Origin of the sequence: Mycolicibacterium peregrinum, assembly GCF_001665625.1 — a bacterium.
Taxonomy (GTDB): Bacteria; Actinomycetota; Actinomycetes; order Mycobacteriales; family Mycobacteriaceae; genus Mycobacterium; species Mycobacterium peregrinum_B.
This window is the reverse complement of the sequence record NZ_LZSY01000102.1, coordinates 16,853-37,906: the sequence shown is the minus strand read 5'-3', so window position 1 is coordinate 37,906 and position 21,054 is coordinate 16,853. Positions and strand designations below refer to the sequence as shown.

At 67.8% G+C, this 21,054-nt stretch carries 21 protein-coding genes; 16 read left to right on the top strand and 5 right to left on the bottom strand.

Going from position 1 to position 21,054, the window contains the following annotated elements:
- The 12 genes from murD (at position 1) to A5779_RS14710 (ending at position 12,375) form a co-directional block, all read left to right on the top strand.
- Entirely contained in the window at positions 1 to 1,491 is a 1,491-nt protein-coding gene (gene murD / locus A5779_RS14765; protein WP_064883086.1) for a UDP-N-acetylmuramoyl-L-alanine--D-glutamate ligase, read from the top strand.
- A 5-nt stretch (positions 1,492 to 1,496) separates the two neighbouring features.
- A complete protein-coding gene (ftsW, locus tag A5779_RS14760; RefSeq protein ID WP_064883084.1) occupies positions 1,497 to 3,164 on the top strand; it encodes a putative lipid II flippase FtsW in 1,668 nt (555 codons plus the stop codon).
- Positions 3,161 to 4,351: an undecaprenyldiphospho-muramoylpentapeptide beta-N-acetylglucosaminyltransferase gene (murG, locus tag A5779_RS14755; protein ID WP_064883082.1), complete on the top strand. Its 1,191-nt coding sequence runs from the start codon at positions 3,161 to 3,163 to the stop codon at positions 4,349 to 4,351. Before ftsW ends, murG begins: the two co-directional genes overlap by 4 nt.
- Positions 4,348 to 5,808, top strand: a complete 1,461-nt coding sequence (gene murC, locus A5779_RS14750; RefSeq protein WP_064883080.1) for a UDP-N-acetylmuramate--L-alanine ligase — start codon at positions 4,348 to 4,350, stop codon at positions 5,806 to 5,808. The genes murG and murC overlap by 4 nt, the downstream gene beginning before the upstream one ends.
- Positions 5,809 to 5,972: 164 nt before the next feature.
- Positions 5,973 to 6,836, top strand: coding sequence for a cell division protein FtsQ/DivIB (locus A5779_RS14745; protein ID WP_110777342.1), 864 nt, complete (start codon positions 5,973 to 5,975; stop codon positions 6,834 to 6,836).
- A 187-nt stretch (positions 6,837 to 7,023) separates the two neighbouring features.
- Positions 7,024 to 8,184 carry a cell division protein FtsZ gene (ftsZ, locus tag A5779_RS14740; protein WP_055115017.1) on the top strand — a complete coding sequence of 387 codons (1,161 nt, stop codon included), beginning with the start codon at positions 7,024 to 7,026 and terminating at the stop codon, positions 8,182 to 8,184.
- A 34-nt stretch (positions 8,185 to 8,218) separates the two neighbouring features.
- The gene (gene pgeF / locus A5779_RS14735) at positions 8,219 to 8,929 is read left to right on the top strand and encodes a peptidoglycan editing factor PgeF (protein ID WP_110777332.1); all 711 of its coding nucleotides are present in this window, start codon (positions 8,219 to 8,221) and stop codon (positions 8,927 to 8,929) included.
- Positions 8,930 to 8,962: 33 nt separating this feature from the next.
- Positions 8,963 to 9,796, top strand: coding sequence for a YggS family pyridoxal phosphate-dependent enzyme (locus tag A5779_RS14730; protein ID WP_064883074.1), 834 nt, complete (start codon positions 8,963 to 8,965; stop codon positions 9,794 to 9,796).
- On the top strand, positions 9,793 to 10,431 hold the full coding sequence (locus A5779_RS14725; protein ID WP_064883072.1) for a cell division protein SepF: 639 nt from the start codon (positions 9,793 to 9,795) through the stop codon (positions 10,429 to 10,431). The genes A5779_RS14730 and A5779_RS14725 overlap by 4 nt, the downstream gene beginning before the upstream one ends.
- 178 nt (positions 10,432 to 10,609) lie before the next feature.
- Positions 10,610 to 10,900: a YggT family protein gene (locus A5779_RS14720; protein ID WP_055115011.1), complete on the top strand. Its 291-nt coding sequence runs from the start codon at positions 10,610 to 10,612 to the stop codon at positions 10,898 to 10,900.
- A gap of 207 nt (positions 10,901 to 11,107) precedes the next feature.
- Complete coding sequence (wag31, locus tag A5779_RS14715; protein ID WP_055115009.1) at positions 11,108 to 11,932, top strand: DivIVA-like cell division protein Wag31; 825 nt, start codon at positions 11,108 to 11,110, stop codon at positions 11,930 to 11,932.
- A gap of 71 nt (positions 11,933 to 12,003) precedes the next feature.
- Positions 12,004 to 12,375, top strand: coding sequence for a hypothetical protein (locus A5779_RS14710; RefSeq protein WP_064883070.1), 372 nt, complete (start codon positions 12,004 to 12,006; stop codon positions 12,373 to 12,375).
- On the opposite strand, the gene A5779_RS14705 is transcribed toward A5779_RS14710, so the two are convergent.
- The 5 genes from A5779_RS14705 to A5779_RS14685 all read right to left on the bottom strand — a co-directional run bounded on the left by A5779_RS14705 (position 12,372) and on the right by A5779_RS14685 (position 17,419).
- Complete coding sequence (locus A5779_RS14705) at positions 12,372 to 13,040, bottom strand: phosphoribosyltransferase (protein ID WP_064883068.1); 669 nt, start codon at positions 13,038 to 13,040, stop codon at positions 12,372 to 12,374. The genes A5779_RS14710 and A5779_RS14705 overlap by 4 nt on opposite strands.
- 48 nt (positions 13,041 to 13,088) lie before the next feature.
- Positions 13,089 to 13,811 (bottom strand): type 1 glutamine amidotransferase, encoded by a 723-nt coding sequence (locus A5779_RS14700; protein ID WP_110777329.1) that lies wholly within the window; start codon positions 13,809 to 13,811, stop codon positions 13,089 to 13,091.
- Positions 13,812 to 13,860: 49 nt separating this feature from the next.
- Positions 13,861 to 15,069, bottom strand: coding sequence for a cytochrome P450 (locus A5779_RS14695; RefSeq protein WP_064883065.1), 1,209 nt, complete (start codon positions 15,067 to 15,069; stop codon positions 13,861 to 13,863).
- A gap of 84 nt (positions 15,070 to 15,153) precedes the next feature.
- On the bottom strand, positions 15,154 to 15,804 hold the full coding sequence (locus A5779_RS14690; protein ID WP_064883063.1) for a response regulator: 651 nt from the start codon (positions 15,802 to 15,804) through the stop codon (positions 15,154 to 15,156).
- On the bottom strand, positions 15,797 to 17,419 hold the full coding sequence (locus A5779_RS14685) for a sensor histidine kinase (RefSeq protein WP_064883060.1): 1,623 nt from the start codon (positions 17,417 to 17,419) through the stop codon (positions 15,797 to 15,799). Before A5779_RS14685 ends, A5779_RS14690 begins: the two co-directional genes overlap by 8 nt.
- A 67-nt stretch (positions 17,420 to 17,486) precedes the next feature.
- Between A5779_RS14685 and A5779_RS14680 the strand changes: the two genes are divergently transcribed.
- Genes A5779_RS14680 through A5779_RS14665 form a run of 4 tightly spaced genes read left to right on the top strand, consistent with a single transcriptional unit; the run spans position 17,487 to position 20,877 of the window.
- Entirely contained in the window at positions 17,487 to 18,470 is a 984-nt protein-coding gene (locus A5779_RS14680) for a Bug family tripartite tricarboxylate transporter substrate binding protein (RefSeq protein ID WP_064883058.1), read from the top strand.
- Positions 18,467 to 18,952 (top strand): tripartite tricarboxylate transporter TctB family protein, encoded by a 486-nt coding sequence (locus tag A5779_RS14675; RefSeq protein WP_207549078.1) that lies wholly within the window; start codon positions 18,467 to 18,469, stop codon positions 18,950 to 18,952. The genes A5779_RS14680 and A5779_RS14675 overlap by 4 nt, the downstream gene beginning before the upstream one ends.
- On the top strand, positions 18,953 to 20,494 hold the full coding sequence (locus A5779_RS14670) for a tripartite tricarboxylate transporter permease (protein WP_064883054.1): 1,542 nt from the start codon (positions 18,953 to 18,955) through the stop codon (positions 20,492 to 20,494).
- Entirely contained in the window at positions 20,491 to 20,877 is a 387-nt protein-coding gene (locus A5779_RS14665; RefSeq protein ID WP_064883052.1) for a universal stress protein, read from the top strand. The genes A5779_RS14670 and A5779_RS14665 overlap by 4 nt, the downstream gene beginning before the upstream one ends.
- Positions 20,878 to 21,054 lie beyond the last annotated feature (177 nt).

The window sequence follows — 21,054 nt, the reverse complement described above, 5'->3', positions numbered from 1 at the left end:
GTGGCCGGCCCATCCGGCGGGCGCGGCGGTGACGACGATCTGTCGCTGCTGACCCCGGGTGCCCCGGTGCTGGTGACCGGTGCGGGGGTGACCGGACGTGCCGTCCTGGCGGCGTTGGCGCCGCTGAACGTGGCCGCGACGCTGTGCGACGACAACGCCGAGGCGCTGCGTGTTCTCGCGGAGCAGGGCACCGCCGTGATCGATCCGGCCGGGGCCATCGCGTCCATCTCCGGCTACGCGCTGGTGGTGACCAGCCCGGGATTCCCGCCCACGGCTCCGGTGCTGGCTGCTGCCGCCGAGGCCGGGGTACCGATCTGGGGCGACGTGGAGCTTGCCTGGCGGTTGGACGCTGCGGGGCACTACGGTCCGCCGCGGCGTTGGTTGGTGGTCACCGGTACCAATGGCAAGACCACCACGACCTCGATGCTGCACGAGATGCTGCTTGCCGATGGGCGCCGAAGCCTGTTGTGCGGCAACATCGGTGACCCGGTCCTGGCTGTGCTGGACCAGCCGGCGGAGTTGCTGGCGGTCGAGCTGTCCAGTTTTCAGTTGCACTGGGCACCCTCGCTGCGCCCGGACGCCGGTGTGGTGCTCAACGTGGCCGAGGATCACCTGGACTGGCACGGTTCGATGGCCCGCTATGCCGCCGACAAGGCCAGGGCACTGGCCGGGCGGGTGGCCGTGGTGGGTCTCGACGATCCGGTGGCCGCCGGTCTGCTGCCGTCCGCCGGGGCGCCCGTTCGGGTCGGGTTCCGGCTGGGCGAACCGGCCGCCGGTGAGCTCGGGGTCCGGGACGGCAAGCTCGTCGACCGTGCGTTCGGCGACGACGTCGAGTTGGCTGATGCCGCGACGATCAGGGTGGCGGGTCCGGTCGGTGTGCTCGATGCGCTGGCCGCCGCGGCCCTGGCGCGTGCCGTCGAGGTGGCGCCGGCTTCGATTGCCACCGCGTTGGCGTCGTTCCAGGTTGGCAGGCATCGTGCCGAGCTGGTCGGGGAGGACGACGGGGTGCGCTACGTCGACGATTCCAAGGCCACCAACCCACATGCCGCGCAGGCCTCGATCACCGCGTTCGATCGGGTGGTGTGGATCGCCGGGGGCTTGCTGAAGGGCGCTTCGGTCGACGAGTTGGTGCGTCACGTGGCGAATCGCCTGGTTGCTGTGGTGCTGATCGGGCGGGATCGGCAAATGGTTGCCGATGCGTTATCGCGACACGCCCCGGATGTCCCCGTCGTCGAGGTTGTGGCGGGGGAGGATTCTGGGGTGCTTGAGACAAATGAGTCTATTGGTGATCATGTGACTCGTGTGATCGACGTCGGGGACCGTCCGGTCTCCGATGCGGTCATGGCGGCGGTCGTGGATGCCGCCCGCGGGTTGGCCGGCGCGGGTGACACCGTGTTGCTGGCCCCGGCAGGCGCGTCCTTCGATCAGTTCAGCGGCTACGGCCAGCGTGGCGATGCATTCGCCGGCGCCGTCCGCGCCGCGATCGGGTAGGCGCGGTGGCCGGCATCCTGGCCCGGCTGCGCCGCCGTGACGGTGCCGCAGCCGGCGAAACCGCCGATTCAGCCGCCGGAACTTCCGAGGCTGCACCCAGCTCGAACGCCGCGGCCGGATCGTCGGCGGCCCCGCGGACCCGCTTCGGCGCCTGGCTGGGCCGTCCGATGACCTCGTTCCATCTGATCATCGCGGTCACCGCTCTGCTCACGACGCTCGGCCTGATCATGGTGCTCTCGGCGTCGGGCGTGTATTCCTATGACTTCGACGGGTCGCCCTGGGCGGTGTTCGGCCGCCAGGTCATGTGGACGGGCGTCGGGCTGATCGCGTTCTATATCGCCCTGCGGATGCCGGTCCGCACCCTGCGCCGGATAGCTTTCCCCGGTTTCGCCTTCACGATCCTGCTGCTGATCCTCGTGCTCATCCCAGGAATCGGCAAGGTGGCCAACGGTTCTCGCGGCTGGTTCGTGGTCGCCGGGTTCTCGATGCAGCCGTCGGAGCTGGCCAAGATCGCCTTCGCCATCTGGGGCGCGCACCTGCTGGCGGCGCGGCGCATGGAGCGGGCCTCGCTGCGCGAGATGCTGATCCCGCTGGTGCCTGCCGCGGTGATCGCGCTGGCATTGATCGTCGCCCAGCCCGACCTCGGGCAGACCGTCTCGCTGAGCATCATCCTGCTCGGTCTGCTGTGGTACGCCGGTCTGCCGCTGCGGGTGTTCCTGTCCTCGCTGCTTGCCGCGGTCGTGGCCGCCGCGGTGCTGGCAGTCTCCGCGGGTTACCGGTCCGACCGGGTGCAGTCCTGGCTCGACCCGGCAGCCGACGGTCAGGGCATCGGTTATCAGTCCCGCCAGGCCCGGTTCGCCCTGGCCAACGGAGGCATCTTCGGTGACGGCCTCGGCCAGGGCACGGCGAAGTGGAATTACCTGCCCAACGCCCACAACGACTTCATCTTCGCCATCATCGGCGAGGAGTTGGGATTCGTCGGCGCGCTGGGTCTGCTGGCCCTGTTCGGTCTGTTCGCCTACACCGGGATGCGCATCGCCCGCCGTTCGGCCGATCCGTTCCTGCGCCTGCTGACGGCCACCACCACGCTGTGGGTGGTCGGTCAGATGTTCATCAACGTCGGCTATGTGGTGGGCCTGCTGCCGGTCACCGGGCTGCAGCTGCCACTGATATCGGCCGGTGGATCATCGCAAGCCACAACACTTCTGATGATGGGTCTGGTCACCAATGCGGCCCGGCACGAGCCGGAGGCCGTGGCCGCGCTGCGGGCCGGCCGCGATGACCGGGTGACCCGGCTGTTGCGGCTGCCGTTGCCCGAGCCCTATATCCCCACCCGCCTTGAGGTCGCCCGCAACCGGCTGCACGATCGTCGGAAGTCGCCCTCACGCGGTGCGGGCAAGCCGGCAGGCAAGGCCGGCGCCAAGCCCGCAGGTAAGGCGGGTGCCAAGACCGCCGGCAAGCAGGCGGGCAAGCAGACCCGGGCCCGACAAGCGGACGCCAGACAAGCGGCGCCACGTCGCACGCCGCGCAGCGGGGACCGGCCGGTGCGCCGTTCCGGGCGCGCTGCTGGTCAGCAGCCGGCGGGGGGCGGTAAGTCCTCGGTCCGATATCCTGCAGGCCAGCGGAAACAGGGTCATCGGGCCCGGACTTTGGAAGGTCAGCGTTACGGGTGAGTGAGGGTAAGACGGGCCGGCGGATATCTGGTCCTGGGGGCCAGGAGCGAAGCGACCGGGGGATATCTGTCGTTCTGGCCGGTGGTGGCACGGCAGGTCACGTCGAACCGGCGATGGCGGTGGCGGATGCGTTGCGGGAACTCGATCCGCAGGTCCGGATCACGGCCCTCGGAACCGCCCGCGGTCTGGAAACCCGGCTGGTGCCGCAGCGCGGCTACGACCTCGAGCTGATCACCCCGGTGCCGCTGCCGCGCAAGCCGTCAGGAGATCTGGTGCGGTTGCCGCTGCGCGTGCGGACCGCGATCCGTCAGACCCGTTCGGTATTGGCCGGCGTGGAGGCCGATGTGGTGATCGGGTTCGGTGGCTATGTCGCGCTGCCGGCCTACCTCGCGGCCCGCGGTGGCTTCGGTGTGCACGGGCGTCGGCGCGCGGTTCCGGTGGTGGTCCACGAGGCCAATGCCAGTGCCGGCCTGGCCAACCGGGTCGGCGCGGTGTCGGCCCGCCGGGTGCTCTCGGCGGTGCCCGAACCGGGGCTGCGCAAGGTCGAGGTGGTGGGCGTGCCGGTGCGCGCGTCGATCACGTCACTGGACCGCGCCGCGCTACGCGCCGAGGCCAGGGCGTTCTTCGGTTTCGCGCCGGATGCCAAGGTGCTGTTGGTGTTCGGTGGTTCGCAGGGCGCGCAGTCGCTCAACCGCGCGGTGTCCGCGGCTGCCGAAGCTCTTGGTGCTGCCGGTGTTTCGGTACTGCATGCGCATGGGCCGAAGAACACCCTCGATCTGCCGCCGGCTGCGGCGGGGGCACCACCGTACGTCGCGGTGCCTTATCTGGACCGGATGGACCTGGCCTATGCCGCAGCCGATCTGGCGATCTGCCGGTCGGGGGCGATGACGGTTGCCGAGGTGACCGCAGTGGGCCTGCCCGCGGTGTACGTCCCGTTGCCGATCGGTAACGGCGAGCAGCGGCTCAATGCCCTGCCGGTGGTTTCGGCCGGTGGCGGGATCGTCGTCGACGATGCCCAGCTCGACGGGGGATTCGTGGCGGATACGGTCGCCGGCCTGATGACCGACGACGCCCGGCTGGCCTCGATGACGGCCGCCGCCTCGTTGTCGGGCCACCCCGACGCCGCTCGGCGGGTGGCCCAGGTTGCCCTCGATGTCGCCCGCGACCGACGAAAGAGGCTGCAGTGAACGCTAATTCACTTCCGGCTGAACTGCAGCGAGTGCACATGGTCGGGATCGGGGGCGCCGGGATGTCGGGCGTGGCCCGAATTCTGCTGGACCGCGGTGGCCTGGTGTCCGGATCGGACGCCAAGGAGTCGCGCGGTGTCGTGGCCCTGCGGGCCCGCGGCGCCGAGGTCAGGATCGGTCACGACGCGTCGTCGCTGGACCTGTTGCCCGGTGGGCCGACCGCGGTGGTGACCACCCACGCCGCGATCCCCAAGACCAATCCGGAACTGGTCGAGGCCAGGCGCCGCGGAATCCCGGTCATCCTGCGTCCGGTGGTGCTGGCCAAGCTGATGGCCGGCTACACCACGCTCATGGTGACGGGCACCCACGGCAAGACCACCACCACCTCGATGCTCATCGTGGCGTTGCAGCACAGCGGTTTCGACCCGTCGTTCGCGGTGGGCGGGGAACTGGGCGAGGCGGGCACCAACGCCCATCACGGCAGCGGGAAGTGCTTTGTCGCCGAGGCCGACGAGAGTGACGGCTCACTGCTCGAGTACACCCCGAATGTCGCGGTGGTCACCAACATCGAAGCCGACCACCTGGATTTCTTCGGTAGCGAGCAGGCCTACACCGCGGTGTTCTCCGCATTCGTCGACCGCATCGCGCCGGGTGGCGCGCTCGTGGTGTGCACCGATGACCCGGGGGCGGCTGCGCTCGCCGAACACACCGACTCGCTGGGCATCCGGGTGCTGCGGTACGGCAGCACGCCCGCCGGTGATCTGGCCGGCACCCTGCTGAGCTGGGAACAGCAGGGGACCGGGGCGGTCGCCCACATCCAGCTCGCCGGCGAGCCGCATCCGCGCGCGATCCGGCTCGCGGTGCCGGGCCGGCACATGGCGCTCAACGCACTCGCTGCGCTGCTGGCTGCCATCGAGGTGGGTGCGCCGGCCGAGGCCGTGCTCGACGGACTGGCCGGATTCGAGGGGGTACGACGGCGTTTCGAGCTGGTCGGGTCACTGGGCGGCGTCCGGGTCTTCGACGACTATGCGCACCATCCCACCGAGGTCCGGGCCACTCTCGAGGCCGCCCGCACGGTCGTGGATCAGACCGGTGGCCGGGTCATCGTTGCGTTCCAACCGCACTTGTACTCGCGCACAGCGACTTTCGCGACCGAGTTCGGGTCGGCCCTCAGCGCGGCCGACGAGGTCTTCGTGCTCGACGTGTACGGCGCGCGGGAGCAGCCGCTGCCCGGTATCAGCGGCGCCACGGTCGCCGAGCATGTCAGCGCGCCGGTCACCTATGTACCCGACTTCTCGGCGGTCGCCGCGGCGGTCGCCGCCACGGCCCAGGCGGGCGACGTGGTGCTCACCATGGGGGCCGGTGACGTGACCATGCTGGGCAAGGAAATCGTGACCGAGCTCGGGATCAAGGCAAATCGCAGCGCGCCGGGCCGATCCTCGACGGAATCGCCGTGACCGAAACGGGTCCCGGCGGTCCCGACGAGGCGACCGAGGAAACCGCTGCGGTGGAATCCGGCCCGGTTCAAGAGGAATCCGGCCCCGGCGAGCCCGGCGACTCACCCACGGGCGAGTCCGCCGATCCCGCGGCTGAGTCCGCCGAGCCTTCGGCAGGATCTGATGTGCCGCCCGCGGCCGGGCCCGATGTGCCGCCCGCGGCAGAACCCGACTACGAGGGACCCCGCCGCCGCGCCCGCCGCGAACGCGAGGAGCGCCGGGCCGCGCGCGACCGGGCGGTGGCGATCGAGCATGCTCGCCGCGAGGCCAAGCGCAAGGTGAACGGGCAGCCTTCGGACAGCCCGAACACGGTGGCCCGCAGCACTATTCGTGGTCTGAAGGTCCTGCTCTGGTCGGCGTTGGTCAGCGTAATCGCGGTGGCGTTGGGCCTGGTTCTCTACTTCACGCCGGCAATGGCGGCGCGCAATGTGGTGGTCAACGGTGTGGCGGCAATCCCGCAGGAGCAGGTGCTGGCCGCCGCTGCGGTGGCGCCCGGTACGCCGCTGCTGCAGATCAACACGGATGCGGTCGCCGAACGGGTGGCCACGATCCGTCGGGTCGCCACCGCACGGGTGCAGCGCGAGTATCCGTCGACCCTGCGGATCACGGTGGTCGAGCGGGTGCCGGTGGTGGTCAAGGACTATCCCGACGGTCCCCATCTGTTCGACCGCGACGGAGTCGATTTCGCCACCGAACCGCCACCGCCGACATTGCCGTATCTGGACACCGACAATCCGGGTCCGGCGGATCCGGCCACCAAGGCTGCGCTCGAGGTGATGCTGGCGCTGCCACCGGATGTGGTCGCACAGGTGGGCCGGATCGCCGCCCCGTCGGTGGCCTCGATCGCGCTGACGCTGGCCGACGGGCGGGTTGTGGTGTGGGGGACCAACGATCGGACCGACGAGAAGGCATTGAAGCTGGCCGCACTGCTGACCCAGCCGGGCCATACCTACGACGTCTCCAGCCCAGATCTGCCGACTGTCAAGTAGTTCGAGGCAAAATTGCCGCGCGGCGCGTCGGCGCGCCTGCCGCGATCACCGGCGTTGGCCCCCTACCGTTCTGTTTGCGCGGAACTACTTGACATAACTCTAAGCCTATGGTTGAGGTTGAGAGTTTGCCCAGGAGGATTCGGCGTCAGAAGCACTGTGAACACCCAACCTGGGAGGAAGACGATCCATGACCCCCCCGCATAACTACCTAGCGGTAATCAAGGTGGTTGGTATCGGCGGCGGCGGTGTCAACGCCGTCAACCGGATGATCGAACAGGGCCTCAAGGGCGTCGAGTTCATCGCCATCAACACCGACGCACAGGCACTGCTGATGAGCGACGCCGACGTCAAGCTCGACGTCGGCCGCGACTCGACCCGTGGGCTCGGCGCAGGCGCGGACCCCGAAGTGGGCCGCAAGGCTGCCGAGGATGCCAAGGACGACATCGAGGAGCTGCTGCGCGGCGCCGACATGGTGTTCGTGACCGCCGGTGAGGGCGGCGGCACCGGAACCGGTGGCGCGCCCGTCGTCGCGTCGATCGCGCGCAAGCTCGGCGCGCTCACCGTCGGCGTCGTCACCCGGCCGTTCTCGTTCGAGGGCAAGCGCCGAAGCAACCAGGCCGAGAACGGCATTCAGACGCTGCGCGAGAGCTGCGACACCCTGATCGTGATCCCCAACGACAGGCTGCTGCAGATGGGTGACGCCGCGGTGTCGCTGATGGACGCGTTCCGCAGCGCGGACGAGGTGCTGCTCAACGGCGTCCAGGGCATCACCGACCTGATCACCACGCCCGGTCTGATCAACGTCGACTTCGCCGACGTCAAGGGCGTGATGAGCGGTGCGGGCACGGCGTTGATGGGCATCGGCTCGGCACGCGGTGACGGCCGGGCGCTCAAGGCCGCCGAGATCGCGATCAACTCCCCGCTGCTGGAAGCCTCGATGGAAGGCGCGCAGGGTGTGCTGCTGTCGGTGGCCGGCGGCAGTGACCTGGGCCTGTTCGAGATCAACGAGGCTGCCTCGCTCGTGCAGGACGCCGCGCATCCCGAAGCCAACATCATCTTCGGCACGGTGATCGACGACTCGCTCGGTGACGAAGTGCGGGTCACGGTCATCGCGGCCGGCTTCGACATGGCCGGGCCCAGTCGCAAGCCTGTGGTCAGCCCGAGCTCGGCGCCGACCCAGCCGATCGCCTCGGCGCGTTCCGGCAAGGTGACCACGTCACTGTTCGAACCGACGGATGCGGTCAGCGTCCCGGCACACACCAATGGCGCCACCGTGAGTGTCGGTGGCGACGGAGACGGCGGGATCGCCGACGACGATGTCGACGTCCCACCGTTCATGCGGCACTGAGCGGGGCCCGGCGGCGGGTTCGGATACTGGGATCGTGAGTGTTCGTATTCGGCGGGTGACGACAACCCGCGCCGGCGGGGTCTCGACACCGCCCTTCGATTCGTTCAACCTCGGCGACCATGTCGGCGACAACCCGGCCGCGGTGGCCCAGAACCGGCGTCGCCTGGCGGCGGCCGTCGGGGCCGACGCGCTGGTCTGGATGAATCAGGTGCACAGTGATCACGTCGTCACGGTGGACGGGCCGCGCGACACCGCGGTCGATAATGCCGACGCATTGGTGACGACGACCCCGCGTTTGGCATTGGTTGTGGTGACCGCCGATTGTGTCCCGGTATTAATGGGCGATGCCCGCGCCGGGGTGATCGCCGCCGTGCATGCCGGGCGGGTGGGCGCTCAGAAGGGAATCGTGCCCAGGACTCTCGAGGCCATGCTGGCCGTCGGCGCACATCTCGGGGATATCTCGGTACTGCTGGGCCCTGCGGTCAGCGGCGCCAATTACGAGGTACCCGAGCAGATGGCCGCCGAGGTGGAGGCGGACCTGCCCGGCTCGCGCACCACCACCTCCCGTGGCACCCCCGGCTTGGATCTCCGGGCCGGAATAGCCCGGCAACTAACGGCTTTGGGCGTCACCGCGATCGACGTGGACCCGCGGTGCACGGTCGCCGACCGCGCGCTGTTCAGCCATCGCCGCGACGCACCGACCGGACGCCTGGCGAGCGTGGTGTGGATGGAGCAGCCCCGTTGAACGACCCCCTGACGAGCCTGGAGTGAGCCTGAGATGAGCACCGTGCAGCGCGGGCGTGACGCCGACCGGACGGCCGAGTTGACCGCCGCGCTCGGTGCCGCGCGGGCCCGTTTGGCACGCGCCGCGGAATCGGTCGGGCGAAATGTAAATGAAATCGAATTACTTCCGATTACGAAATACTTTCCGGCCACCGATGTCATTATTCTCAATCAATTAGGGTGCCTCGCATTTGGTGAATCCCGCGAACAAGAGGCGGCCGAAAAAGTCGAAACTGTTCGCGCGGAATTAACGGATGTTCCGATTCGCTGGCACATGGTGGGGCGCATCCAGCGGAAGAAGGCGCGGGCTGTCGCGGGCTGGGCACACACTGCGCACTCCGTCGACAGCATCCGTCTGTTGACCGCGCTGGACCGGGCCGTGGGCGAGGCCTTGGCCGCGGGCGCGCGGACCGAACCGCTGCGTGTGTACATCCAGATCAGTCTCGACGGGGACACCGAACGGGGCGGTGTCGATGTGGACGCCCCCGATCTCGTCGACGAAATCTGTGGGTCAGCGAACTCCGCCGAGGTGTTGGAGTTCGTCGGTCTGATGGGAATCCCGCCACTGGCGTGGGATCCCGACGACGCTTTTGCGCGGCTGGCCGCCGAGCGGGACCGGGTGCAGCGCGACTACCAGCACCGGCTCGAGCTGTCGGCGGGAATGTCCGGAGATCTCGAAAGCGCCGTCAAACACGGATCGACGTGTGTGCGTGTCGGAACCGCGCTGATGGGGCAACGCCCGCTAACGTCACCGGAAGTAGTCACACCAGTCACATCTTCATCACAGACACCACCACCCCCATCGTCAGCAGAAGGGTCGCCGAGATGAGCACACTGCACAAGGTCAAGGCCTACTTCGGCATGGCGCCGATGGAGGACTATGACGACGAGTACTACGAGGACGACGATCGCGGTGCGGCCCGTAGCTACGCCCGGCGACCCCGTGACGAGCGGTTCGAAGAGGACAGCTACGGCTACGAGGCTCCCGAGTACGACGAGGGCCCGGCTTACCGGGGTGGGTACCCCGGCGGTTTCGCCGACGAGCAGCGGTTCGATGCCCGGATGCGCGCCCCCCGCGAATTCGACCGTGCCGCACCGCGTCTGGGCGCACTGTCCGGGTCCACCCGGGGAGCACTGGCGATGGATCCCCGCCGGATGGCCGAGCTGTTCGAAGCAGGCAGCCCGCTGGCGAAGATCACCACCCTGCGACCCAAGGACTACAGCGAGGCACGCACGATCGGCGAGCGGTTCCGGGACGGCACCCCGGTGATCATGGACCTTGTGTCGATGGACAACGCCGACGCAAAGCGCCTGGTCGACTTCGCCGCAGGGCTGGCGTTCGCACTGCGCGGATCGTTCGACAAGGTGGCGACGAAGGTGTTCCTGCTGTCGCCGGCCGACGTCGACGTCAGCGCCGAGCAGCGGCGCAGGATCGCCGAGGCCGGCTTCTACGCCTATCAGTAGAGCCGCGACGTGAGTCGCGGCGCTGTGGCGCCGCCGCGCATGCCTGAGGTCCGAGAGGGCCCCGGGTAGGCTGGCGGCGTCGCACTATCGGCTGACCACGTCATCTGCGTGAGATGTGTCCGGCCTACGGCGACCTGTATCCAATGTCACACATCCTGCTGTAGTGAGGTCGGCTCAGTTGTCGCTGTTCTTCGAAATTCTCGGATTCGCGCTGTTCGTGTTCTGGCTGCTGCTCATCGCGCGCGTCGTCGTCGAGTTCATCCGGTCCTTCAGTCGCGACTGGCATCCCAAGGGGCTGACCGTCGTGATCCTGGAGCTCATCATGACCGTGACCGATCCGCCGGTGAAACTGCTGCGGCGGCTCATTCCCCAGCTCACGATAGGCGCGGTGCGCTTCGACCTGTCGATCATGGTGCTGCTTCTCGCGGCGTTCATCGGGATGCAATTGGCGTTCAATGCGTCGATGTAGAACGTCGGCGCGAGTGGGTGGGGGAGACCCGCTCTCGGCGTTTGCCGAATGGTCCACAAATGCGTAAGAAGATTGAAATTCGTTCTTAAAAATAGGCCTCCACTGCAACCGCCGGGTCTGGTGTGACAGGATGGACTCCAGTTGCGATCAAGCAAGGCTTTACACTTTGAGATCGGTTGACGGTCCAAGACTTCAAGGGGGCAGACAATGCCGCTCACACCAGCGGACGTCCATAACGTCGCGTTCAGCAAGCCGCCCATCGGCAAACGTGGCTACAACGAGGACGAGGTCGATGCCTTTCTCGATCTGGTTGAGAACGAGCTGACTCGGCTCATCGAGGAGAACGCCGATCTTCGGCAGCGCGTGTCCGAGCTCGATTCTGAGCTGGCGTCGGCGCGGTCCGGAGCGGGCGGCGCTCAGTCCACCCAGTCCATCCCGCTCTACGAGCCGGAGCCCGAGCCCACCCCGCCGCCCCAGCCGGTCTACGAGGCCCCGGCGGCGCCGGTCGCCCCTCCCGCTCCGCAGAGCGAGGACACCGCTGTGCGTGCCGCCCGGGTGCTCAGCCTGGCGCAGGACACCGCAGATCGCCTGACCTCCACGGCCAAGGCCGAGTCGGAGAAGCTGCTCTCGGACGCGCGGGCCCAGGCCGACGCCATGGTCAGCGATGCCCGCAAGACCGCCGAGACCACGGTCTCGGAGGCCCGTACCCGTGCCGACGCGATGCTGGCCGATGCGCAGACCCGCTCGGAGACCCAGCTTCGCCAGGCTCAGGAGAAGGCCGACGCGCTGCAGGCTGACGCCGAGCGCAAGCACTCCGAGATCATGGGCACGATCAATCAGCAGCGCACGGTCCTGGAGGGCCGCCTGGAGCAGCTGCGCACGTTCGAGCGTGAGTACCGGACCCGTCTGAAGACCTACCTGGAGTCTCAGCTGGAAGAGCTGGGTCAGCGCGGTTCGGCCGCCCCGGTGGACTCCAGCGCCAACAACGACTCGGCGGGTGGTTTCAGCCAGTTCAACCGCGGCAACAACTGACCGGAAAGCCCGACTTCCTCACACTGTCGTGAACCGGCCCGATCACGGGCCACCACACTTAGGGTTGAACGATGTTGATCATTGCGCTCGTGCTTGCCGTCATCGGCCTGGCCGCGCTGGTGACCGCGGTGGTAACCAGCAATGAGTTGATCGCCTGGGTCTGTATCGGCGCCAGCGTGATCGGCGTGCTGCTGCTGATCGTCGACGCATTGCGGGAACGCTCGCGCGGAACCAAGGCCGGTGCTGCCGAAGACGCTGACACCGCGGCGGCCGATGAGGCCAACGCCACCGAGACGACCGAGACCTTCGAAGCGGTCGACGCGCCGGTGGACTATCCCGACGAGCTGGTCGCCGAGCCGGAGTCGGATGTCGCCGTGGAGCCCGACGCCGCCGATGCGGACGTCGAGGTCGACGATTCCGCCGAGAAGTACAACAAGAGCTAGCCCTCGCCGGGCTGTGCCAGTAAGCGGCGTACCTCGTCGTCGCTGACCTGGTGGAAGTCTGCGAAGGCCTGGCCCACCGCTTCGAACTGGGATGGAGTGCTGGGGCACACCACCTCGTCGGCCTCCTCCATGAGTTGACCGCTGACCGTCGGTGGTCCGACCGGGACCGCCACCACGACCCGTCGCGCCGCGCGTACGGCACGGACCGCGGCCAGCATCGTGGCCCCGGTGGCGATACCGTCGTCCACCAGGATCACGGTCCGGCCGGTGAGGTCGGGGGGTGGCGCACCCCCGCGATAGGCCTGCTCCCGACGCTGGATCTCGGCGGTCTCGTGCCGGATCGTCTCGGCGATGGTGTCGTCGTCGATGCCGAGGCGGTTCACCAGCTCGTCGTTGAGCACCAGCCCGCCGCCCGAGGCCACCGCACCCATGGCGAGTTCCTGCCACTGCGGCACGCCCAGCTTGCGGACCACGAACACATCCAGCGGAGCATGCAGGAACGAGGCGACCTCGGCGGCGATCGGTACTCCGCCCCGGGCCAGGCCGAGAACTAGTACCTCGGGTCGGTCTCGATAGGACACCAGCTGCTCGGCCAGGACCCGGCCCGCCTCGTGGCGGTCCTGGTAGGTGCGGTCCCTGCTCGCTCGAAGACTCCAGGTGTTCATCGGCACTGTGGCCGGCGCTGAAGGAGAATTCCGCCGGCTCATGTCAGCCTACGTCGATGGTCGGTGCCGGACCACCCGGCTGAGGAACGCCCGGACCAGGGCGCGTAGGCGGGCGGCCGCATCATCGACGAATTCTCTTGTTTGCAAGCGTAATTCATCGTGGCTGCCACCGATTCCGGCCACCTCGCCGTCGCGGTCGTGGGCCAACCAGACTTCCAACAGCCCGGAATCGAGCTCCGGGTGGAACTGCAAGGCCAGCGCCGTGCCCAGCACGAAGGCCTGCGAGGCGGCCGGTGTGCGGGCGATCTCGGTGGCCCCGGGCGGCAGTGTCCAGCGGTCGAAATGCCACTGGAACCATGGACCGCCGGGAACCAACTGCTCGTCGTCGGTGACCACGTCGTACCAGCCCACTTCGGGTGCCGGCGACCTGTTGACCGATCCGCCGAGGGCCTGGGCGACGAGCTGTCCGCCGAAGCACACCCCGAGTACACCGACCCCGGCCTCCACCGCCGCGCGCACCATGGCCATCTCGGCTCCGACCCAGCTGTCGAGCAGGGATTCGTCGTAGACCGCCCAGCGGGCGCCCAGCGGAACGATCACGTCATAGTCCGTCGGATCGGGGAAGGTCACCTCACCCGCGGGCGCGTCCTCTTGCTCGGGCGCAACGACCTGGAACGTGTCGATGTCAAAGCCGTATTCGGCGAAGACATCGGCCAGCATGGCCTCGGTGGCTGTGTGGTCGTTTCGCAGGAACAGAACCTTCGATGTCACGCCGCCATTATGCGATGCGTGCCGAATTTCAGGTCCAATTATTAGACCTTCAGGCTGCCTCGAAGTTCAGCGGCAGTGACGCGGGACCGGTGATACCCGTCATCGGCTTCCAGGGCGCACGTCGCTCGCACCGGGGGTTGCGCAGCTTCCGGGTGAGTACGCGCAATGCCTCGGTGAGCTCGACCCTGGCCAGATGGACCCCCAGGCAGTAGTGCAAACCGCCGCCGAACGTCATCATGGCCGGGGGTCCGATGCGGTTGACGTCGAATCGCTCGGGCTCGTCGTACACCTGTGGATCCCGGTTGGCCGCAGCGAAGTTCACCACCACCTGGGTTCCGGCCGGGAACGTGAGGCCGCCCAGTTCGGTATCCTCGCGTGCGATCCGCACACTGCTCAGGGCGATCGGCGTGTGGCGCAGTAGTTCATCGACGAAAAGCGGTGCCATATCAGGGTTTTCGGCCAGCATCAGCCACTGTTCAGGATAGTCGCACAGCACCTGGACGGCCGCCGCGAGTTGATTGCGGGTGGTATCGGTGCCCGCCAGTATGACGCCGCCGGCCAGCATCAGCAGCTCGGAATGCGTGAGGCGGTCACCGTCGACCTCCGCCCGGACCAGATCGGAGAGCAGATCATCGGAGAGGCTGGAGTTCCGTCGCTCCACCATGGCATCGACGTATTCGTCGAGCTGTAGCCAGGCTGCCTCGACCGTGTCGGCATGGGCGCCGAGGTTCCAGCTGAACATCTTGAAGATGTCATCGGCCCACTGGGAGAACAGATGCCAGTCCTGGCGCGGGGCGCCCAGCAGCGCGCAGATCACCGGGATCGGATACTGCACGGCGATGTCGGCAACCACGTCGCAGTGCCCCTCGGGCAGGTAGGGGTCCGTGAGTTCGGTGACGATGTCGACGCAGGTTTCGCGGAGCCGGTCGGCGCTGCGGGGTGCGAACGCCTTGGCGACGAGTCGGCGCAACCGGGTGTGCGATTCGGTATCGACACCCAGCAGGCTGCTGTTCGCGCGGTCCCACAGCGGGCCGGACGTGATGCCCTGCGCGGCCAGGAACACGCCTTTGGGGATCTCGAAGCGCGCATCGCGCAGGGTCGTGCGGACCAGGTCGTAGCTCAACAGCTCCGGACCGTGGGGCCCCATCGCGATCGGGGAGTGGGCGCGGGCCTGCGCGATCAGCCGGTGTACAGCCTCGGGATCGGTCTCGTGCTCGTAGTCGAGCGGGGGAAGGTCGGCATCGGTTACCAGCGTCATGACAGCCTCCGCGTGATCGGGCAAGAACCTGCTGATGGTGATGCTGGTCTTCCCGACGCCGCGAGTCGTGAGTAGCGGGCTACCTCACTTCGCCCGGTAACGCCGTTCGGGCCTACCGGTTCCGTACTGCAATCGCAGTTCCAAAGCCCCCGTGCTCAGGTAGTGCTCCAGATAGCGTCGGGCGCTGACACGCGAAATCCCCACCAGCTGAGCACATTCCATGGCTGATACCTCACCGGCGGTGCGTACTGCGGCCATGACGAGGCGACCGGTTTCGGCGCCGAGCCCCTTGGGCAGCACCACCGCCGAGCCGCCGAACAGCGCGTCGATGGTCGACTGATCGGCACCTCCGGCGCCCGCGAGTGCCTCGGCGCGGGTGGCGAACGCCGCCAACTTCGTCTGCAACTGATCGAAGTCGAACGGTTTGACCAGATAATCGGCGGCGCCGCCGTCCAACGCGCCCCGGACCGTGTCGAGTTCGCGGGCCGCGGTGACCATGATGACGCCGACCCGGTTGCCCTCGGCGCGCAACCGCTGGAGCACCTCGAGCCCGGTCATGTCGGGCAGATAGACGTCGAGAAGGATCAGATCGGGACGCAGCTCGGCTGCCGACGCCAGCGCGTCGGCCCCGGTGCGCGCCACGCCGACCGGGCGGAACCCGTCGACGCGTTCGACGAAGCGGCGGTGGATCTCGGCCACCATGAAGTCGTCGTCGACCACCAGGACGTCACGCATGCAGTCTCACCACGAACAGGGCGCCGCCACCTGGCGCGTCGGTGACCTCGACGGCACCCCCGTGCTGGGCCGTCACCAACCGAACCAGGGCCAGGCCGATCCCCCTCCCGCCGGGCACCTCGGCCTTGGAGGTGACGCCGCGGGAGAAGATGGACTCCCGAAGGTGTTCGGGCACCCCCGGTCCGGAGTCCGAGACCGCCAGCACCAGGCCGGCCGCATCGTCGATGCGCACGTCCACCCGTGCGGCCGCCGAGCCCACCGACACGTCGACGGCATTGTCGATCAGATTGCCCAGCAACGTGATCACGTCGGTGGCCAGAGCCGGGTCGAGTGCGTCCAGGTGGCTGTCGTCGGTCAGGCCGAGGGTGACCCCGCTCTCGGCGGCCAGTGATGTCTTGGCGATCAGGAGCGCGGCCACCGCTGGATCTGAAACATGTTGGGTGACAGCCTCGTTGATTTCGGCCCGGCGTCGGGTCAGGGTGCCGACCAGAGTGCGGACCGCGTCGAACTCGCCCAACTGGGTCAAACCGGAGATGGTGTGCAGCTGATTCGAGAACTCGTGGGTCTGGGCCCGCAGTGTGTCGGTCACACTGCGGTGTGAGGACAGCTGAGCCTGCAGTGCGGCGAGCTCGGTGCTGTCGCGCATGGTGGTCACGGTACCGATCCTCCTGCCCTGACTGCGGGCGGCGCGGCGGTTGAGTGCCAACACCCGGGTCGGCGTGGTGATCACCACGTCGGATTCTTCGGCGTGAGTTCCCTCGCCGGACAACAGGAATGCCTCCACACCCGGTTCCAGACCGACCGCATCGACGCGGCGGCCCACCGCGTCGGCACCAATTCCCAGCAGTTCGGACGCGCTGTCGTTGATCAGTGTGATGACCCCGTCATTGCTCACCGCCACCACACCCTCACGGATGCTGTGCAGCAGCGCTTCCCGGTGATCGGCCAGGGTGGCGATCTCCGCGATGTCCAGGCCACGGGTGTGACGGTTGATTCGCCGCGACAACAACCACGAGGCCAGCATCCCGAGCGCCGCACCCAGTCCGAGATAGATCAGCAGACGTTCACCGGCGCCGCCCAACAACTCCCACAGCGACGGGTAGCGCTCGCTGACCGACACGATCGCCAGCACCGCGCCGTCGGCAGCCAGGATGGGGACCTGTCCCACCAGGCGGTGCGAGCCGTCGGCATCGCTGTCGCCGGACCAGGCTCGGCCCTCGTCGGCCCGGCTGCTGCTCAGGTCGAGCCGTCGGCCGATGCGGTCCGGATCCGACGACACCCGCACAGTCCCGGCGGGATCGGTGATCTCGGCCCGCTCGGCGCCCGACAGGGCCACCGCACGCTCGACCTCGGGCGCCAGCACCGAAGCGGCGAACGGGTCGTCGTAGCGATCCCGGACGACGGGTGTTGACGCGACGTTCTCGGCGACCGCGATCATCCGCTGCCCGCGGACATCACGGAACTCCCGCGTGGACTGCGCCACCGACACCGCGGCCACCGCGACCAGCACGACCGCGACCACCAGAAGCTGAAACACCAGAAAGCGTGCGGCCAGGCTGCCATTGGGCAAGAACCGGGTGCGTGCGCGCGGTGTCCGCGGGGCTGGTGAACTCAACGAACAAAACTTCCTTTGCGTCCGAATAGGTGACCTGCGTCACGTCATGGGTCCAGTATTGCTGACCATGAGGTTTCGACGACTAGGTGCCGGTCTGATGGTGGCCGTGGTCGCGCTGATGCTGGTCACAGCCTGCGGAGTTACCCGCGGCGACGAATCCAGGGGCTTGCATCGGCTGCGCATGATGGTGCCGAACAGCCCAGGAGGTGGTTACGACCTGACTGCCCGTACCGCGGTGAAGATCATGGAGGACACCGACATCACCGGCCGTATCGAGGTGTTCAACGTCATCGGCGCCGGCGGCACCGTGGCGATGGCGCGGCTGATGAACGAGAAGGGCAACGACGACCTCATGATGATGATGGGGCTCGGCGTGGTGGGTGCCGTCTACACCAACGGTTCCTCTGCTCGCGCGTCGGACGCCACCGCGCTGGCCAAGATGGTCGAGGAACAGGAAGGCATTCTGGTGCCGGGGGATTCGCCGTTCCGCACCATCGGTGATCTCGTGGCGGCGTGGAAGGCCGATCCGGCCAAGGTCACGATCGGCGGCGGATCCTCACCGGGCGGGCCCGACCACCTGTTCCCGATGGAGACCGCACGAGCGGTCGGAGTCGACCCGCGCAAGGTCAACTACATCACCTACGACGGCGGCGGTGATCTGCTGACGGCCCTGCTGGGCAAGAAGATCGCGGCGGGTACCACCGGCCTCGGCGAGTTCGTCGACCAGATCGAGGCGGGGCAGGTCCGGGTGCTGGCGGTCTCGGGTGCCAAGCGGGTCGAGGGGATCGACGCGCCGACCCTGACTGAGGCGGGCATCGATCTGACGTTCACCAACTGGCGCGGAATACTTGCGCCGCCAGGCGTTTCCGGTGAGGCCAAGGATGCGATGGTACGGGCGCTGACCGACCTGCACGGCACCGAGCAGTGGCGCGACGCGCTGGTCAAGAACGGCTGGAGTGACGCCTTCAGCACGGGAGCCGACTTCGAACAGTTCCTGCGTGATCAAGACAACCGCGTCTCGACGACGCTGAGTGAATTGGGGCTGTTGTGAAGGTCGACAAGGCGCAGTATCTGGTCTGCCTGGTCCTGGTGGCGGTGGGCGCATTCCTGATCTACGACGCGCTGACGCTGACCGGGGGATTCGCCAAGGTCGATCCCGTTGGGCCGCGTGCCTTTCCACTGGGGATCGGGATCATCCTGATCGCGCTCGCCCTGGTTCTGGCGGTTGCGATCCCGCGTGGCTCGGTCGGTGAGGCCGACGCGGGCGAGGATGTCGACCCCAACATGCCGGGGGACTGGCGCACGGTGGGGCTGCTGGTCGGACTGTTCGTGTTGGTGATCCTCCTGGTCAAACCGCTGGGCTGGACCATCACCGGAGCACTGCTGTTCGCCGGGGCGGCAACGATTCTCGGCAATCGTCATTACGTCCGCAATCTTGCGATCGGCACGGTGCTCTCGGTGGCGAGCTTCTACGCGTTCTACTCCGGGCTCGGAATCCCGCTGCCCGCAGGCATTCTGGACGGGATTCTGTAGATGAACAACTTCGAATGGTTGCTTCAGGGATTCGCCGAGGCGGCGACCCCGATGAACCTGCTGTACGCCGTGATCGGGGTGCTGCTGGGCACCGCCGTCGGGGTGCTCCCGGGCATCGGCCCGGCCATGACGGTGGCCCTCCTGCTGCCGGTGACCTACAACGTCAGCCCGAGCGCGGCGTTCATCATGTTCGCCGGAATCTTCTACGGCGGGATGTACGGCGGATCGACCACCTCGATCCTGCTGAACACCCCCGGTGAATCCTCGTCGGTGATCACGGCGATCGAGGGCAACAAGATGGCCAAGGCCGGCCGGGCCGCCCAGGCCCTGGCCACCGCCGCCATCGGCTCGTTCGTCGCCGGCGCCATCGGCACCGCGCTGTTGGCCGCGTTCGCGCCGCCCATCTCGCGGTTCGCGGTGACCCTCGGCGCCCCCTCGTACCTGGCGATCATGCTGTTCGCATTGGTCGCGGTCACCGCGGTGCTGGGTTCGTCCAAACTGCGCGGTGCGATCTCGCTGTTCCTCGGTCTGGCGATCGGCGTCGTCGGCATCGACTTCCTGACCGGCCAGCCCCGCGCCACCTTCGGCCTGCCGCAGCTGTCCGACGGCATCGACATCGTGGTGATCGCGGTGGCGATCTTCGCTCTCGGCGAGGCACTCTGGGTGGCGGCGCACCTGCGCCGCCGGCCGGCAGACGTGATTCCGGTGGGGCGGCCGTGGATGAGCCGCCAGGACTTCGCGCGGTCGTGGAAACCGTGGCTGCGCGGTACCGCCTACGGATTCCCGTTCGGCGCGCTGCCCGCCGGCGGCGCCGAGTTGCCGACGTTCCTGTCCTACATCACCGAAAAGCGCCTCTCCAGGCACCCCGAGGAGTTCGGCAAGGGTGCCATCGAGGGCGTCGCCGGTCCGGAGGCGGCCAACAACGCCTCGGCCGCGGGCACCCTGGTGCCGATGCTGTCGTTGGGCCTGCCCACCAATGCCACCGCCGCGGTGATGCTGACCGCGTTCGTGTCCTACGGGATTCAGCCCGGGCCAACGCTTTTCGAGAAGGAACCGCTGCTGATCTGGACACTGATCGCCAGCCTGTTCATCGGCAACTTCCTACTACTCGTGCTCAACCTGCCGCTGGCGCCGCTGTGGGCCAAGCTGCTGCGCACCCCGCGGCCCTACCTGTACGCCGGCATCCTGTTCTTCGCCACGCTGGGAGCGCTCGCGGTCAACGTGCAACCGCTGGACCTGGCGCTGCTGCTCGTCTTCGGGCTGCTGGGTTTGATGATGCGCAGGTTCGGATTGCCGGTGCTGCCGTTGATCATCGGGGTGATCCTGGGTCCACGTATCGAACGACAACTGCGCCAGAGCCTGCAACTCGGCGGCGGGGACTGGACCAGTCTGTTCACCGAGCCGGTCGCGATCGTCACCTACGTACTCATGGCGGTCCTGCTGTTGATGCCGTTGGTGCTCAAGCTGATGCACCGCAGTGAGGAGACGTTGTTGATCGTCGAGGACGACGCGGATCAGCAGCAGAAGGCGGCTCAACAATGATTGTCATCGGCTACACCGCGGACGCCTTCGGCATTGCCGCTGTCGAGCACGGCATCGCCGAAGCCCAGTTGCGCGGCACCAGCGTGCTGGTGATCAACGCGACTTCGGGTGAGGCCTATGTGGATTCCCGGTTCGCCCGTTCGGGTCAGGTCCACGACGTCGAGGAACGCCTGCGGGAGAGCGGCGTGCCGTTCGAGTTACGCCAGCCGGTGGGGGTCGACGCGGCCACTGAACTGCTCGATGCGATGGACGCTGACGACGCCGAGTTGCTGGTGATCGGTATGCGGCATCGCAGCCCGGTGGGCAAGTTGTTGCTGGGCAGCGTGTCGCAACAACTGCTGCTGGAATGCCCCAAACCGGTTCTCGCGGTCAAACCTGAGTAATCAATCCCGGCCGAGCAGACGCGAACGCACCCCGATCGGCGCGGAATTGGGTACCTCCGCGTCTGCTCGCGAGGGGTTTGAACTGGGGGAATGGTCCTCACCGCGGGCATCTGTGCGTGGTGAGGATCAGTTTTCGTGGGGATAACGTCGCCGGAAAGATCCGACAACACCTTCACC

What these genes read in the sequence shown, in the direction of transcription:
- A5779_RS14710 (WP_064883070.1), top strand. Translation starts at nt 12,004, where the DNA reads ATGTTGATCATTGCGCTCGTGCTTGCCGTCATCGGCCTGGCCGCGCTG.
- wag31 (WP_055115009.1), top strand. Translation starts at nt 11,108, where the DNA reads ATGCCGCTCACACCAGCGGACGTCCATAACGTCGCGTTCAGCAAGCCG.
- ftsZ (WP_055115017.1), top strand. Translation starts at nt 7,024, where the DNA reads ATGACCCCCCCGCATAACTACCTAGCGGTAATCAAGGTGGTTGGTATC.
- A5779_RS14680 (WP_064883058.1), top strand. Translation starts at nt 17,487, where the DNA reads ATGAGGTTTCGACGACTAGGTGCCGGTCTGATGGTGGCCGTGGTCGCG.
- A5779_RS14670 (WP_064883054.1), top strand. Translation starts at nt 18,953, where the DNA reads ATGAACAACTTCGAATGGTTGCTTCAGGGATTCGCCGAGGCGGCGACC.
- A5779_RS14690 (WP_064883063.1), bottom strand. Translation starts at nt 15,804, where the DNA reads ATGCGTGACGTCCTGGTGGTCGACGACGACTTCATGGTGGCCGAGATC.
- A5779_RS14695 (WP_064883065.1), bottom strand. Translation starts at nt 15,069, where the DNA reads ATGACGCTGGTAACCGATGCCGACCTTCCCCCGCTCGACTACGAGCAC.
- A5779_RS14730 (WP_064883074.1), top strand. Translation starts at nt 8,963, where the DNA reads ATGAGCACCGTGCAGCGCGGGCGTGACGCCGACCGGACGGCCGAGTTG.
- A5779_RS14705 (WP_064883068.1), bottom strand. Translation starts at nt 13,040, where the DNA reads ATGAACACCTGGAGTCTTCGAGCGAGCAGGGACCGCACCTACCAGGAC.
- A5779_RS14665 (WP_064883052.1), top strand. Translation starts at nt 20,491, where the DNA reads ATGATTGTCATCGGCTACACCGCGGACGCCTTCGGCATTGCCGCTGTC.
- A5779_RS14725 (WP_064883072.1), top strand. Translation starts at nt 9,793, where the DNA reads ATGAGCACACTGCACAAGGTCAAGGCCTACTTCGGCATGGCGCCGATG.